This window comes from Pantoea sp. AG702, from assembly GCF_003182295.1.
Taxonomy (GTDB): domain Bacteria; phylum Pseudomonadota; class Gammaproteobacteria; order Enterobacterales; family Enterobacteriaceae; genus Pantoea; species Pantoea ananatis.
In genome coordinates this window covers 360,307-375,840 of the sequence record NZ_QGTU01000002.1, presented here as the reverse complement: position 1 = coordinate 375,840, position 15,534 = coordinate 360,307, and the positions used below count along the sequence as shown (strand labels likewise).

12 protein-coding genes and 1 pseudogene are annotated in these 15,534 nt (G+C 50.7%); 3 read left to right on the top strand and 10 right to left on the bottom strand.

What is annotated here, in order from left to right:
- Positions 1-264: 264 nt before the first annotated feature.
- Both DFO57_RS08145 and DFO57_RS08140 read left to right on the top strand, forming a co-directional pair.
- Positions 265-1,134 (top strand): phosphorothioated DNA-binding restriction endonuclease, encoded by an 870-nt coding sequence (locus tag DFO57_RS08145; protein WP_015701045.1) that lies wholly within the window; start codon positions 265-267, stop codon positions 1,132-1,134.
- A 582-nt stretch (positions 1,135-1,716) separates the two neighbouring features.
- Positions 1,717-2,595 (top strand): LysR family transcriptional regulator, encoded by an 879-nt coding sequence (locus DFO57_RS08140; protein ID WP_014595221.1) that lies wholly within the window; start codon positions 1,717-1,719, stop codon positions 2,593-2,595.
- 41 nt (positions 2,596-2,636) lie between these two features.
- Here DFO57_RS08140 and DFO57_RS08135 read toward each other — a convergent pair whose 3' ends face one another.
- The 4 genes from DFO57_RS08135 to DFO57_RS08120 all read right to left on the bottom strand — a co-directional run bounded on the left by DFO57_RS08135 (position 2,637) and on the right by DFO57_RS08120 (position 7,358).
- The gene (locus tag DFO57_RS08135; RefSeq protein ID WP_029568415.1) at positions 2,637-3,602 is read right to left on the bottom strand and encodes a DMT family transporter; all 966 of its coding nucleotides are present in this window, start codon (positions 3,600-3,602) and stop codon (positions 2,637-2,639) included.
- Positions 3,603-3,726: 124 nt separating this feature from the next.
- Entirely contained in the window at positions 3,727-5,223 is a 1,497-nt protein-coding gene (locus DFO57_RS08130) for a class I adenylate-forming enzyme family protein (protein ID WP_110015257.1), read from the bottom strand.
- A gap of 32 nt (positions 5,224-5,255) precedes the next feature.
- Positions 5,256-6,641: a lysine decarboxylase gene (locus tag DFO57_RS08125; protein WP_110015256.1), complete on the bottom strand. Its 1,386-nt coding sequence runs from the start codon at positions 6,639-6,641 to the stop codon at positions 5,256-5,258.
- A gap of 264 nt (positions 6,642-6,905) precedes the next feature.
- Positions 6,906-7,358 (bottom strand): hypothetical protein, encoded by a 453-nt coding sequence (locus DFO57_RS08120; RefSeq protein WP_029568412.1) that lies wholly within the window; start codon positions 7,356-7,358, stop codon positions 6,906-6,908.
- Positions 7,359-7,710: 352 nt separating this feature from the next.
- Between DFO57_RS08120 and DFO57_RS08115 the strand changes: the two are divergent.
- Positions 7,711-7,842 (top strand): annotated as a pseudogene (locus DFO57_RS08115) (transposase); the annotation flags it as partial.
- Positions 7,843-8,395: 553 nt separating this feature from the next.
- On the opposite strand, the gene pntB reads toward DFO57_RS08115, so the two are convergent.
- From pntB to DFO57_RS08085, 6 genes are all read right to left on the bottom strand, one after another.
- Positions 8,396-9,784: a Re/Si-specific NAD(P)(+) transhydrogenase subunit beta gene (gene pntB / locus DFO57_RS08110; RefSeq protein WP_110015255.1), complete on the bottom strand. Its 1,389-nt coding sequence runs from the start codon at positions 9,782-9,784 to the stop codon at positions 8,396-8,398.
- Positions 9,785-9,793: 9 nt separating this feature from the next.
- Positions 9,794-11,320 carry a Re/Si-specific NAD(P)(+) transhydrogenase subunit alpha gene (gene pntA / locus DFO57_RS08105; RefSeq protein WP_064374268.1) on the bottom strand — a complete coding sequence of 509 codons (1,527 nt, stop codon included), beginning with the start codon at positions 11,318-11,320 and terminating at the stop codon, positions 9,794-9,796.
- Positions 11,321-11,405: 85 nt separating this feature from the next.
- On the bottom strand, positions 11,406-12,266 hold the full coding sequence (locus DFO57_RS08100; RefSeq protein WP_174261189.1) for a 3-keto-5-aminohexanoate cleavage protein: 861 nt from the start codon (positions 12,264-12,266) through the stop codon (positions 11,406-11,408).
- Positions 12,267-12,283: 17 nt separating this feature from the next.
- Complete coding sequence (locus DFO57_RS08095; protein WP_024472343.1) at positions 12,284-13,468, bottom strand: acetyl-CoA C-acetyltransferase; 1,185 nt, start codon at positions 13,466-13,468, stop codon at positions 12,284-12,286.
- Between the two features lie 193 nt (positions 13,469-13,661).
- Positions 13,662-14,600: a cyclase family protein gene (locus DFO57_RS08090; protein WP_024472344.1), complete on the bottom strand. Its 939-nt coding sequence runs from the start codon at positions 14,598-14,600 to the stop codon at positions 13,662-13,664.
- A 4-nt stretch (positions 14,601-14,604) separates the two neighbouring features.
- Positions 14,605-15,531 carry a 3-hydroxyacyl-CoA dehydrogenase family protein gene (locus tag DFO57_RS08085; protein ID WP_110015254.1) on the bottom strand — a complete coding sequence of 309 codons (927 nt, stop codon included), beginning with the start codon at positions 15,529-15,531 and terminating at the stop codon, positions 14,605-14,607.
- Positions 15,532-15,534: the final 3 nt, after the last annotated feature.

Here is a 15,534-nt window from a genome sequence, read left to right as displayed (position 1 = left end):
TGATCTGATCTGTGCGGGGTTTTATGCGTTGGTGGCGGTGGGTTTTTTGGTGTCGCTGTATTAAGTGAAGCCCTGATAAGGGCTGTATTTGCTTCACTGAATGTTCCCACAGATTCAATTTAAGGCAATGGCAATCTTACCTGGCGGCTTCATTTTCACTATCTAAGAATGCCTTTTTTCTTAATTGCATTTCTGATAGCTAATCGATTGATCATTCGCGAATTTGCGAGCATTATCGCAATTATTTTCTTATCACTTTGCGTCATGACATCAGCTAAAAGCCTGCAAAAATTGCTCTCTGAAATCACTGTCTGGCGTAAAGGCGAACAGCGCGCGCCGCATAAACCACTGCTTGTGCTTTATGCACTGTCGCAGTATCGCAATGGGCATGCCCGGTTATTTGACTATGCATCTGAAATTCAGCCTGTCCTTCACGCACTGCTGGAACGCTATGGTCCACAACGTCGTGAATATCGACCTGATATGCCCTTCTGGCGTTTAAAAGGTGACGGGTTTTGGGAATTACTTAATGCAGAACATTGCTCATCAACTGGCAGTAGGCAACCTCCGGCCGGTGAACTCGAAAGGTATGAGGTCGCAGGCGGCTTCGATGTTGCACATTACGAACTCGTCAAAAGAGACAGCAGGTTAATTGATAGCCTGGCACAGCAAATTCTTGAAGCGCATTTTCCCGAAAGCATTCAGGAAGAGCTGGCAGACGAACTGGGTTTTGGCATCAGCGAGATGCGAAAGCAACGCGATCCCCATTTTCGACAGTTGGTGCTACGTGCTTATCACTATCAGTGTGCGATATGTGGATTCAATATGCGTCACGACAACGCTTTGGTGGCGGTGGAAGCCGCGCACATCAAATGGAAACAGTACGGTGGTCCCTGTGACATCACGAATGGTTTGGCACTGTGCGCTATTCATCATAAAGCCTTTGATAAAGGATCGATTGGGCTGGATGAAAATATGTGCGTAGTTGTTTCTAACGGTGTAAACGGCGGTGGCATTGTTGATCGCCTGTTCTGGGACTTTTCAGGCAAGCAGATTACATTGCCGCAGGTCAGTCAGCATTATCCGTCAGACAATTTTGTGGGCTGGCATTCACGAGAGGTTTTTCGAGGATAAGCACTATAATTAATCACTCAAGAACAACTGAAAATATTATTTTTTGTCAAGCCTCTGATTATAAAGGTTAAAATGCTAAAAGTTGTGAACCTATGCTCCCGTTGAGGTCAGGGAAGCGTTACGGTATCCGCAACACTGTCAACACCTTATGACTCGCCGGACTAATACATCAAAGAAAGCGAACTGACTGCCTGTGACATTATGTTTTTACCGAGACGATAGAACGTAGTAACTTCATCAAAACGCATCCTGTTAAAAAGAAACCTGCTAATTTTTCCTGCCAGCCTACACGCAAAGATTTCCCATAGAAAATTTACACTATTTTTTAATATCTCTTTTCCTACACCAAACCAGACAACTCTTTCTTATTAATACAAAAAAAGAGTATTTTTCACCGCCAAGATCAATCCTGGTATCTTATTAATTTTATTTCCAAATAAAAGCGGTAACAGACCCGAACGTCATCATTATGAGCGTGCTGAAGAGTCGATCTTATTTTAACGTAAAGTAACAATTTCTAATGTAAATTATCCCAGTCGCACAAACTGATGAATCATCTAACCATAACAGGCGGAAAGCGGAATGGATTTAAACCAACTCAGGACCTTTGTGACCGTCGCAGAAACAGCAAGCCTTACAAGAGCGGCCAGTCTACTTTTTCTCAGCCAGCCAGCGGTGAGTGCTCACATAAAATCACTTGAAACGGAATTTAATGTTCGACTGTTTAAACGCACCCCTCGTGGTATGGAGCTAACCGCACCCGGTTTAATCATGCGTGATGAAGCCCGCCTCGCGCTTGATGCTGCCAGTAAATTTGTCAGTAAGGCCCGGTCGCTGAATGCTATTGGTACTTGTGCGCTCGGCACTATTTCAGTTCCCGTTATCCTGAACCTGCCGCAGGTTTTGACCCAATTGCGTCAGCGGCATCATAACGTCAGTCTGACAATTCGTCAGAATATATCCGGCCTTATCATTGATAGCCTGCTCGCCGGTGAACTGGACGCGGGTTTCATCATCGGCAAAGTACATGAAGAGCGATTAGGCACGATTGTGGTTTCTCCTATTACGCTATGTATTGTTGGCCCCCGCGCCTGGAAAACGCAACTGGAGACTGCTGGCTGGGATGAGCTTAGGGCGTTTCCCTGGATTGCCACGCCTGAAAAATGTTCTTTTAGTTCAATAGCTCGGGATTTTCTCCATAAGCATGGCATTGAGGTACGGCCAGCCATTATCGCCGATCAGGAAAAAACGCTAGCGGAACTTGTCGGCATGGAAGTCGGGATCACGCTTATGCGTGAGGATATTGCTCTGGCGCTTCAGGATAGTGGTGAGTTGTATATCTGGCCCGGCGAGAAAACAGTGAGCCAACTGTGTTTTGTCTGGGACCGTGAAAAAGAAACGTCCCCAGTCGTTGCCGCGCTGATCGAGACGGTGAGAGATATTTGGCAGGTGGCATCGTGATGTAGTAAAACTCCCCTCCTCCAGAGAGGGGAGCCTGAACCTCAACGACGGGCGGTAGACGTTTTCAGAATCGTGTTGTTTACGGCCTGACGTGCCATTTTGCGCTGGTTAAGGTTGTTAAGCACCAACGCCGTGGCCGTGATGGCGGCACCGATAATCTGCATGTGCGTCGGTAGCACGCCGTTCAGTGCTGATACAAGAAAGGCGGTGACGGGGACGACATCCATAAAGAGCACGCCATTGGTAGGTGTGATAATCCGGTTACCGATATTCCAGCACAGAACCGCCATAAGACCTGCGACGAGTGCCATGTAAATCAGGTGCGGAATCACGAAGATGATTGCAGAGGCGTCGGGTACAGCAATCTTACCCGTGGCCATCAGCAGCACATCCGTGCCCATGACGCTGGTCATACCCAGCAGCGTCGTTATCGTGGTATAACGCAGCGGACTCCAGCCTGGAAAGTAGCTCCCGCCGAGGGTATACAAGACCCAGCAAAGCGCACCCGCAATCAGCAGCAGATTAGCAGTCAGGCTCATCGGCGAGTTCAGGACTGCTGAGACATTACCGTTAGTGATGACCAGCAACACGCCGCTAAAGGACAGCAGGATAAATCCAAAGGTGCTGGCCCGGGGACGAACCTTTTTCAGTGCCCAGATAGTGAGGAGCCCCAGCATTGGCATCGTCGCCATCATAATAGATGCAGTCAGCGCACCCGTTGGCCCTGCGAGATGCTGGCCCAGGAACACCAGAAAACCGAATCCGGCAAATCCCAGTGTTCCGAAAAGCCAGGCCAGTCCCCATTTTTCGTCCTTCAGCGTAAAAGCTGAATGTCCTTCACGAAATAGCAGCAGTAACGCGAAAGCAATACCTGCAATGCCATAACGGAGCGTAGTGAAATTAAACGGATCGATTCTGGTTAGAGCTTGTGTCATTACAGGAAACATAGCGCCCCATGAAACCGTGGCCAGAAGGCAGCAGAGCAGCCCTTTGATATAGTTATTCATTTATTCACCTTCATCATGTATTAAGAAAAGTTTGGCAGGAGTTGTTTTTTATATTTTCATATTCGCCAGTTATTAACTATTCGCGAGTTTTTATTTAGGTATCAGAAATTCTGATACTGCTCATTTATGCCGCATCGAGAATACGTATGATTTCACTAAAACGCACTTTTCCGCTTGGGCTGTAAGGAATTTCATCAACATAGTGAGCTGAAAAATTAATGGCCCCTGTTTTTCCTGCCTCCTCATTGATTTTTTCAAACAGGCGAATAAACTTTTCTTTGCCATTCTGATCAGTGCTAAAAATACATTTGAGGTGATTTACCCCCTCACGTTGGATCGCGATTAAGGCGACATCTTTAATACATGGCAGAGCACGAATTTTTTCCTCAATGCGGTAAACATCATGTTTATTATAAGTTTCACCGTTTCGATTCATCAGGAATAGCCTGCCGCTATCATCCAGATAGCCGTAGTCAGCCATCAAAAAGTAGTGTTCCCCCTCAAGCACGATGAACGGTTTACTTCCGTCGTGGTACTCATCCATAAGCATATAGCTTGAGATAGCCACTCTTCCTGTTTCTCCCGCACTAAGTGGTTTATTGTTTCTATCGAGAATCCTGACCTGGTTACCGTCATAAGGGCGCCCCACGCTCGCAGGACACTCCAGCATGTCGTCAGGATCTGACAGCACATTCACTCCCGTTTCAGTACATCCGTAATACTCACAAAAAATATCACCAAAGGCAGCACGTGCGGCAAGTTTGGTTTTCACCGGAAAATAGCAGCCTCCAACAAGCACCCAGCGCAAATGATGTGGCAAAGCGGTATCTTTACAGATAGTTATCATCCTGGTAACCAGATTAGGTGTCATTACCGTTGCCCGGACGTCCTCTCCTGAGAGTGTTTGTATAAGGGCTCTCTCATCGTCCTGGTCGACCAAATACAGAGGAGCACCAAGCCCCATAAACATGCGTGCCCATCCGTTACCAGCTGCGTGATAAAGAGGCAAAATGAGCATGAATCCATCCGAGTCACTGAAGCCAAATCGATCGGTAAACCACGCGAAGCGGCGGGCGTCAAAAGAGCGGTAGCGTAGAGCTATCTTAGGTAGCGCGCTCGTCCCGGAAGTCAGTGCAACTGCCCGGAACGATGACACATTCGGTACGGAAAGCAGGCTACTGAGTTCAGGATGATGCAATTCGCCGATACTTTCGATTACGGGATCAATTGGGGAATTAACACCCAGCATGCTGGTTCCAGCAATATTTAGGTTACTGAGTTCTTCAGGTTCGTAGAGGCTGAACGAAACCAGTAACAAACCGGGGCTAATTTGTTTAATCAGTTTGCGGAGTGTCACTGTCGGAAGCGAATAATCCAGCCCGTTGGCTGGAATACCCAACGTGGCGAAAGCGGCCAGCCAGCTAATGAGTTCCGCGTTATTTTTCGACAGGTAACAAACCGAGCGGAGCTGTTCTGCACTAAAACTGCGCCTAAGAAAAATCACGCGGGATTCGGTCTGTTGTATAATATCATTCCATGTGTAATTATTTTTATTGTCGGCGATACACATGTTGTTACCGCGCAAGGCGGCAATTTCATTCATTCGGCTCAGTGTAATCATTATAAATACCCGGTAGAAGTAAGGTTTAAAATTCAGGCTGCGATGATAATAAATCCATTTTTGCGATATTTTTCTATTTTACTTTTTATCAATTCGTCGATAATTTCCCCAGGAAAAACAAGTGGAACACCCGGAGGATAAGGGATAATAAACTTGTCTGAAATTTCATTTTCTGAATCAGGTTGAACCATTTTTTCCTGACAGATCTTATCTAGCGCAGAGAGGAGTGCTGAAACTGCTTGCTCATTGATACCGATGTGGAAATTGAAGAGAAGAAAGTTATTAATCACTCTTTTTACGTAAATGTTTTCTTCGCACAGCCGCTGTTTTATCTCTGCGCCGGTTCCAATTGATGACACATCAAGTATTACTTTTGTAGGATCATAATGAACATGCCAGTGTGAATTGAAAATTTGTCGACTGACAGCTTCAGATCCCAGATTTTTTAGGGAGGATATGCCGTTAACAAATCTATCGACCAGACTGCGCGAGTGCATAGCGAGGGCATTGCCGTGTTCGCTCATAATAGCCTGTGCGTTATCAAGTGAGGCGATAATCGGGTAGCTCGGTGAAGTGGTATGAATGCGGTATTTAGCGGTTTCAACTCTTTCCGCGAGGTTGTCGGTCCCACGACAATGGATGAGAGATGCCTGGCGAAGACAAAATAGAGATTTGTGCGCGGAGTGGGTACAGATGACCTCAAGATCTGGATACTTCTGGCGTAATGAGTCGATATTCATTGCTGTAAAAGGACGAATATCTTCACTGAAATAATTCAGACTTCCCCAGGCTTCATCAATAAAGAATTTACGCGTAGTAATGCCTGCCGCCAGAAGTCGCGCCAAAACACCAGGAATATCGTAGATTACCCCTTCATACGATTGTGCAGTGAGGATAACCATATCACAGGCTCTACCACTCTCCTGAAGGGTCAGAAGAGTCCGTTCCAGATGTTCGTATGACCACGCGCTCATTTCTTCATATTCAGTACGCAGGTCCGGACAGATATAATGAATTTCGGCACCGATTGATCTGGTGTGGAAATGCACCGACTGGTGGCAATTTTTGTCAACGAGAATTCTTTCTCCTTTTTCATATAGCGCGGAAATCGCTATTTGATTAGCTGTACTGGTTCCACCTGTGATATAAAATGAATGATCAGCATTATATAGCCCTGCAGTCAGTTTTTGCGACTCTGAGATAATTCCAGACGGAAAAAAGAAACTATCAAAGAGTTCTCCCGTCACTGAACTTTCAATATGCTCAGTTAATTCACTATTCGACCCGCCTATAATGTCACTGTTTCCATAGCTTGATATAGGGAGTGCATGAAAAGAAAAGAATTTTCTCTCTCGAAGGTATTTAAGCCTGGTTAATACAGGGGTAGATCCTGTCATATTTATTACTCTGGCGTTCATATTCATTCCCTGTCGTTATGTTATGTTCGCCATAAAATATGCCTCCATATTTTTTAAATGAATATTTGTATTTTTTGATTCAGTTATCAGCATTGGTGATAGTCCTTTATGAAGGAACGGGGCCCCAATGCATTTCATAATACAGCTGTTACTCCTCTGCCAGCATAGAGTTGTTTGAACGATTCCTAACCGACCTCGGGAAACCATGATTTGCGCCCATCGTGGCTCAGTTCAGGACTCATTTCAGCACCGGCCTCCAAAGGTTTATATGCGCCAGATTGTCATTTTTTCTACTTCAGCCTCGGGATTGGCCGCCCGAACGGCTGAAAGAAAACCGGCAAAATCCTGATTAAATAGCGAGTAGTTATTCAGAATACTGACTGTTTTTTCTGTCCGTGAGACACCTGTGAGATAACGAACCTGCCAGACGCGGCGATTGCTAATCTGCGTTCCGGTCGATCTGACCTGAATGATTTGGCCCAGCGCGATTTTATTAAGCATGTCTTCCTTACGCTTTTGGTAGAGAAAATCTGCGTCGTAATAGTAATCCTCCGTGTTCATTCCAAGACGGTTAAGCAGCGGTGTATCAATAGAAATTTTCTTCAACTCGCCCTTAGCAGCAAAGAAATCGTCTCGTTTGAACATCGGCAGAAAAAAATACTTTATCAGCAAAATGATAAGCGCCAGCGGTAAGACAAGTGATAGAAAAGTATGCATCTGGTTTTCTGTGCCTTAGCAGTTTGAATAGTGGCTCACGCTGCACGTTAGGGTGATGATTAGGGTTTCTGAGCCACTTAAAGCCTGATTATTTCGCTAAATGGAAAATCGACGAAATTGCCCGGCCCTTCGCGAAATCCATGAAAAGGTATAACGGCCTCACACGTTCACGCCCTTACTTCATGGCAGTGCTATTTCACGCGCCAGCGCCGTTTTTTTGACTTGAACGTAGCTTTTTGTTCGCGGGCACGTGCTTTGAGGATAGCGCTCAAATGACCTCCCCCCTGAAAAAAGTACCAGAATAAACTGAAGTCTCCGGTCTTTCTTCCATCTCAAAAAGGGGCACATCGCCATGAAAAAGACCCGTTATACCGAAGAACAGATTGCCTTTGCCCTGAAGCAGGCCGAACCGGCTAAGTCCGTGCCGGATGTCTGCCGCAGGCTGGGTATTTTCGATTCTACCTTTTACGCCTGGCGTAAGAAATTACGGTTGAGTCCTTCGACGGCAGTTTGCGGCAGGAATGACTGAACGAGTACGGGTTCATGTCTCTGAAGGATGCGCGGAGCAAAATCAAGGCCTGGCGCGTACACGATCATCCGCGTCCCCCATTCTGCGCTGAGCTGGATGACGCCTTCCGAATTTGCTGAAAAATCTGCCGGTTGTCAGAATATGCAGCCAGAACGAAGCCGGTTATTCCTGATCATGAATAGATCACATACCGAGAGCAGGTCACTAAAACAATTCACGCGATATTTTTATTAGACTTAATTTAATCTCGGCGCTCTCAGCTCATAATCTGAAAAGCAGAAGCCCACCCTATCCGTTATTATATTGAACGGCTGCCACATTGACGTTTATTACTGCGGGGTGAGCTTCTTATTTTTACGATTTTTTACGAGGCGTCAGATCACTGTCAGCGCCGGACGTACAGTGTTGAGACTCAATGTCATCCCCTGATTCTGATTCGAACAAAATTCAGGAGGCGATGGACTTTTCCATCACCCTCTGCAATGCATCCAGTACGGCTAATAATTAATTAGAGCTGAGCAAGTATCGCCTCTACGCTCGCTTTTGCATCACCAAACAGCATGGCGGTGTTTTCTTTGAAGAACAGCGGGTTCTGTACCCCTGCGTAACCCGTATTCATCGAACGTTTGAACACCACCACCTGCTGTGCTTTCCATACCTCCAGTACCGGCATACCCGCGATGGGGCTGCCGGGATCTTCCTGCGCGGCCGGGTTGACGGTGTCGTTGGCGCCGATGACAAGCACCACGTCGGTATCACTGAAGTCGTCATTAATCTCTTCCATCTCCAGCACGATATCGTAGGAGACTTTTGCTTCCGCCAGCAGCACGTTCATATGTCCCGGTAAACGCCCGGCTACTGGATGGATACCGAATCGTACCTGTACGCCTAGCGCAATCAGCCGGCTGGTCAATTCCTGTACCGGATACTGCGCCTGGGCTACCGCCAGGCCGTAGCCGGGAGTAATAATGACTGAACGGGCGTATTTCAGCGCTTCCGCTACCTCCGCAGCGCTGCATTCGCGATGTTCGCCCTGCGGGGCGCTAGCGTCAGATGCCGTACCCTCGCTGCCAAAGCCGCCGGCGATGACGCTGATAAACGCGCGATTCATGGCCTTACACATAATATAAGAAAGGATGGCCCCGGAAGAGCCAACCAGCGCGCCGGTCACGATTAGCAGGTCGTTACTGAGCATAAAACCTGCCGCCGCCGCTGCCCAGCCGGAATAGGAGTTGAGCATTGAGACCACCACCGGCATATCTGCACCGCCGATTGAAGCAACAAGATGCCAGCCAAACGCCAGCGCAATTAGCGTCATCACACTTAATGCCAGACTCTGCCACAACAGGCTATCGCTGCGCACGAATACCATCATTAAGGCCAAAGAGGCCAGCAGAGCCGCAAGGTTCATAACGTGGCGGCCAGGCAACATCAGCGGTTTTGATGCGAAAATTCCGCGTAGCTTACCGAACGCCACCACTGAACCGGTAAAGGTGATGGCTCCGATGAAGATCCCCAGAAAGACCTCTACAAGGTGAATAGCCGTCATGGCCGTATCGTCGAGCGGCGCGTGGCCAAGGTAGCTATTGATCCCAACCAGTACCGCCGCCAGGCCGACAAAGCTGTGCAGAATCGCCACCAGCTCCGGCATTTCGGTCATTTCAACCCGCTGCGCGAGAAAGATACCGATGCCGCCGCCAGCCATCATCGCGACCAGTATCCATGCAAGATTGGCCGCCTGGGGGCCGAGGATGGTCGCCGCCAGCGCAATCGTCATCCCGGCGATGCCGAAAACGATCCCTGATCGCGACGTTTCGTGCTTCGATAAGCCAGCCAGGCTAAAAATAAACAACAGCGCGGCAATAATGTAAGCCGCAGTAACAAGACCTTCAGACATAACGACTCCTTAGTTTCTGCGGAACATTTTCAGCATGCGGCGGGTGACGTAAAAACCGCCGAAAATATTAATACTGGCGATAAAAACGGCGACGATCGCCAGGGCAAAGATCCAGCCTCCCTGGCTGATTTGCAGGACCGCACCGACAATGATGATCCCTGAAACCGCATTGGTGACCGACATCAACGGCGTGTGCAGGGCGTGATTGACGTTCCACACCACGTAATAGCCCACCACGCAGGAGAGAGCGAAGACGGTAAAATGGGCAAGAAAGTCCGTCGGTGCGCAATGCGCAAGCCAGCCAAAGAGCACAATAACCAGCGCCAGAAAAAGGTATGGACGCCACGGTGAAGCGGGCACGCTTTTCACCTGCTCGGTTGGTACGGGCTTAGGCTGCTGCGGCTGGGCCGAAACCTGAATCGGCGGCGCGGGCCAGGTGATTTCACCCTCGCGAACCACGGTAACGCCACGGATAACGACATCATCAAAATCGATGACGATATTGCCGTCTTTTTCTTTACACAAAAGCTTCAGCAGATTGACCAGATTGGTACCGTAAAGCTGGGATGACTGGGCCGCCAGCCGGGCTGGCAGGTCGGTATAGCCGATGATCTTTACGCCATCATCGCTGGTGATGCATTTGCCCTGAACCGTCAGCTCACAGTTGCCGCCGGTCTGGGCAGCCAGGTCGACGATAACGCTGCCAGGTTTCATGCTGGCGACCATCTCGCGGGTAATGAGCCGCGGCGCAGGCTTCCCGGGAATGAGCGCGGTAGTGATAATAATATCGACCTCTCTGGCCTGAGCGGCGAACAGCGCCATTTCCGCCTCAATAAACTCGGCAGACATCTGGCGGGCATAGCCATCTCCGCTGCCGCTCTGTTCATCAAAATTGAGTTCCAGAAACTCCGCGCCCATGCTTTGGATCTGCTCTTTGACTTCCGGGCGGGTGTCGAAGGCGCGCACGATGGCGCCGAGGCTGCTGGCAGCGCCAATTGCCGCCAGCCCGGCAACGCCTGCGCCAATCACCAGCACTTTCGCCGGGGGAACTTTACCGGCCGCGGTGATCTGTCCGGTAAAGAAACGACCAAAATGGTGGGCGGCTTCCACCACCGCCCTGTATCCGGCGATATTAGCCATTGAGCTTAAGGCGTCCAGCGACTGGGCGCGAGAAATGCGCGGCACAGCATCCATTGCCATGACCGTCACGCCGCGGGCGGCGAGTTTCGTCATTAGCTCGGGGTTCTGTGCAGGCCAGATGAAGCTGATTAACGTGCTGCCCGGCTGCAAAAGAGGAATTTCATCCTCAAGAGGCGCATTCACTTTCAGGATAACATCGCTCTGCCAGACCTCATTCTGCGAACACAGCGTTGCACCTGCGGTCTGCCATGCATCATCAGTAATATTTGCCGCTGCACCCGCGCCGTGGGCGATGGAGACCGTAAAGCCCAGCTTCAGCAGCTGTTCAACGGTAGCGGGCGTGGCGGCGACCCGCGTCTCCCCCGCCAGCTGTTCCTGGGGAATCGAAATGTTCATATAAGGGTTCTCGTTCAGATAGAGATCGAAAGCGATCGCCTGCACGTCAAGAGAGGCGATCGGCCTTTGGTAAGCAGGATCGCAATCAGGCGCTAACCGGCTGCTGGCGTATCAGGCCAAGCATGGCGCGGGTTTCATCCGGCGTGGCGATGGTTTTATCCACTTCTGCAGCCAGCCGCTTAACGCGCTCAACGAACCAGGTATTGGACTGCGCCAGTTCACCTTTGCGATAGAGAATGTTGTCTTCCATGCCAACCCGAACGTTGCCCCCCAGCGCCAGCGCGGCGAGAACAACCGGCAGATGACCGCGACCAATGCCCAGAGCCGACCAGGTGAAATTATCGCCCAGATGCTGTTTGCAGGTATCGAGCAAGAACATCAGGTTACGCACTTCCGCCGTCATTCCACCCGGCGCACCGAGGACAAACTGAAAGTGTGGATTCCCCTCGATCAGTCCTTTCTTCATGTAGTACAGGACGTTGTAAATCATCCCGGCGTCGAAGATTTCAAACTCCGGCTTCACCTGGCACTCGTTCATGCTGACGGCGAGTTTCTCCAGAAAGCGCGGGCTATTTTCGAATATGGTTGAGTGGGCCCAGTTCATGGTTCCGGCATCGAAAGAGGCCATTTCGGGCCGCAATAACTGGAATGGCTTCATGCGAATGTCGTCACTTAGTCCAAGTCCGCCGGAGGTCGTCAGATTAATGACGATATCGCAGCGCGCCCTTACCAGGCGCACGGTCTCGGCGAATTGATCGAAATCCATCGACGCCTGACTTTCCTCATCACGCACATGAATGTGGGCAATGGAGGCTCCAGCCTCGCAGCAGCGGACAATTTCATCAGCCTGGTCCTTCGGGGTAAGCGGAATATACGGGGTATCGCTTTTCTGCGGCCAGGCCCCGGTACAGGCGACGGTCAGGATAACGCGGTTTTCTACGGACATAATTAACTCCTTGATCCTTATTCTTTTTCAACCACCATGGCTAATCCCATGCCGCCGCCAATGCACAGCGTAGCGAGACCGTAACGAGCGTGGCGACGCTGCATTTCATGAACCAGCGAGACCAGAATGCGTGCGCCGGAAGCGCCGATCGGGTGACCGAGGGCAATTGCGCCGCCGTTGACGTTGGTTTTTTGTGGGTCCAACCCCAGCCCTTTCATGACGCTCAGGCACTGGGAGGCGAAAGCCTCGTTGGCCTCGATGACGTCGAGGTCACTCACCTGTAAACCCGCGCGGGATAGGGCCCTGCGCGTTGCGGGTACTGGACCGTAGCCCATAATGTTGGGATCGACGCCGCCGCTGCCCCAGGCGCGGATCGTTGCCAGCGGCTGAAGCTGGAGGGCGGCGGCTTTTTCACGGCTCATCAGGACTAGCGCGGCGGCGCCGTCATTAATGCCAGAAGCGTTCCCTGCTGTGACCACACCGTCAGGCCGGAAAGCGGGACGTAGCCGGGCGAGGGTTTCACGCGTGGTGCCGTGGCGGGGGAATTCATCGGCTTTGACGTAACGCTCTTCTTTACGCGTGACGATTTTTATCGGCACAATTTCATTGTCGAAACGACCGTTTTTCTGCGCCCATTCAGTGCGCTGCTGGCTTTCCGCCGCATAGGCGTCCAGCGCTTCCCGGGTGAGCTGGTATTTTTGTGCCAGGTTTTCAGCGGTGATCCCCATATGCTCGCCGGAGAAAGCGTCGGTCAGACCGTCGCTAATCAGGCTGTCAATCAGCGCGCTGTCGCCCATGCGCTTTCCCCAGCGGGCAGCGGCGGATAAGTACATGGCGTTGCTCATGCTTTCCGTCCCGCCGGCCACCACGATGTCCGCATCGCCTAGCGCGATGGCCTGCGCACCGAGAATGGTCGCCTTGAGCCCGGAACCGCATACTTTGCTGACGTTAAAGGCGCTTTTTTCTACCGGGATCCCGGCGGCGATAGCGACCTGACGAGCGACGTTCTGACCCAGCCCGGCCCCCAGTACGTTGCCCATGATGACTTCGTCAACATCGTCCGGTTTGATAGCGGCGCGGGCGATAGCGGCGGTGATTGCATATTCACCAAGTTGGATAGCTGAGAGATCCTTGAGCGCGCCGCCAAAGCAGCCGATGGGCGTACGGGCGGCGCTGACAATGACAACATCTTTTGTACTCATGTGGTTGCTCCTCCGATGCAGAGCGGCATTGATATTTAATAATGTAGAAATATCGCTATAAGATTATTTTGGCGTAAAAGTGTTATGCGCCCGGAATGAATTAAACTATTATTTCGGGCACAGATTACCTTTCGCTGAATAGCAAATGAGTCAGCTACGTTACTTATTAAAAATTAATTCAGGAGGAATTCTATTAAATGCAACCTCCGTAGCTATAGGTTCTTTCCGGCACATTATTCATATCATCTTCATCAATTTCCGCCACGCAGCGCACCATCGAGCCATCGCCTAAATACCAGCGCAGCGGGAAACAGAAGAAACGAAAACGCTTGCCGGAAACTTTATCCAGATTGCCGCCGAGGTTTTCAACGCCGACAATACCGTGGCCGAGCATCTGCTTATGGCAGGGTTCCCAGGTGCCCCAACAGCCAATAGCCTCCAGATCGCCGAACTTTTCATCATAGGCGGCCTGGCCGTGAAGTTTGATATACAGCTCTTTATCAAATTCGGCATAGGCTTCTTCACCGAACTGTTGAATATATTCTTCGGTCAGTGGGCGTCCGGATGCGCCGAGTAAATTCATACGTGTGGCACCGTTATTCCCCATCGCAGTATGTAGCGGGTGATCTAATGCCTGCATATCCATGGCGACGCATTTAACTTTATTTTTGACAAACCATTTTCCGGCTTCCACGCCAGTCCCGCAGGAGTAGTGATAATACTCTTTTGAGTCATCAAATTTACGGTGCATCCCGGTATTCAGGCATACCACCATTCCCGCTAACGCTTCCGGTTTGATATTCGCACGGAGACAGGCATCTTCCAGATGATGTGGCTGAATTAATTCCCAGCGTCCGACGTTAATTTCCAGGCATATCGCCTCGCCGGTATAAGCATCGACCGGCATTTCATGCGTATAGCGCGCTCTTTTACCGTCGAACTCTGTTTCCATCACATGACGCGGGGCATCGCAGTGGGTGCCGGTGTGCATGGTGCAGGAAATACGCTGGGTTAACACGCCGCCTTTTGCCATGGTATGCGCGCTGTCGATCAGCGGCTTATCGAAGTAGGGCCAGCGCGGAGTGTCGGCGCTAAATGGATGCGTTAAATCGACAAAAACTTTCTTACCCATAGTGTTACTCCTCAGATTGCTGAGTGACGCGCTGCAGATAGTTCAGGAGGCGCTCACGGCTTTCGTTAATTGATGCGTCGTTCCAGGTCTGAAATCCGCTACCGGATTTGAAGCCCAGCTTGCCTTCGCTCACCAGCTGGCGCAGCAGCGGCGAAGGAGTTGTCGCGTTATTAAGATGCGGGAAAATATATTCATGAATCGCCAGGGTCAGGTCCGTCCCCACCATATCGGCGTTTTCCAGCGGGCCGAGGGTCGGCAGCCGGATACCAAAGCCGTAGCGGATGCCTTCGTCCACGGTGCGCGCGTCGGCGATGCCCTGCTCCACAAGGTAAATCGCTTCGCGCCACAGGGCGTGCTGGAGGCGGTTTACCAGGAAACCTGGCACATCTTTGTTGACCCGTACCGGGCGTTTCCCAGCCCAGGCGAGGATGTCGAATGTGCGTTCGAATAGCACATCGTCGGTCCAGCGCGTGCGAATGACCTCCACCAGCGGGATCAGAAAGGCCGGATTCCAGAAATGGGTGCCCAGTACGCGCTGTTTGTGGGTCACATCGCGGGCGATCTCGCTGATGCTGATGACCGACGTATTGGAGGCGAGAATAGTTTCTGGTGGACAAAGCGCGTCCAGCTCGCAAAACAGCCGCTGCTTAAGGGCCAGCTGTTCAGGTACGCATTCAAAGACGATTTGCGCCCCCTTAACGCTCTCCGCCAGCCGGTCGCAAAAAACGACGCGGCTGACAACTTCTTCGATGGTGGCCTCGTCCGCCTGCATACGCTGCAGATTGATGCGAATGGTGTCCGGTGCGGTCCAGGCACCCGCGTCGATATCATAAATCGTGACTTCCACACCGCGGGCGGCAAAGATCTGCGCAATACCGCTGCCCATCAGGCCGCCGCCGAGAACCGTGATGCGTGTGACCGGATTGTTCATCAC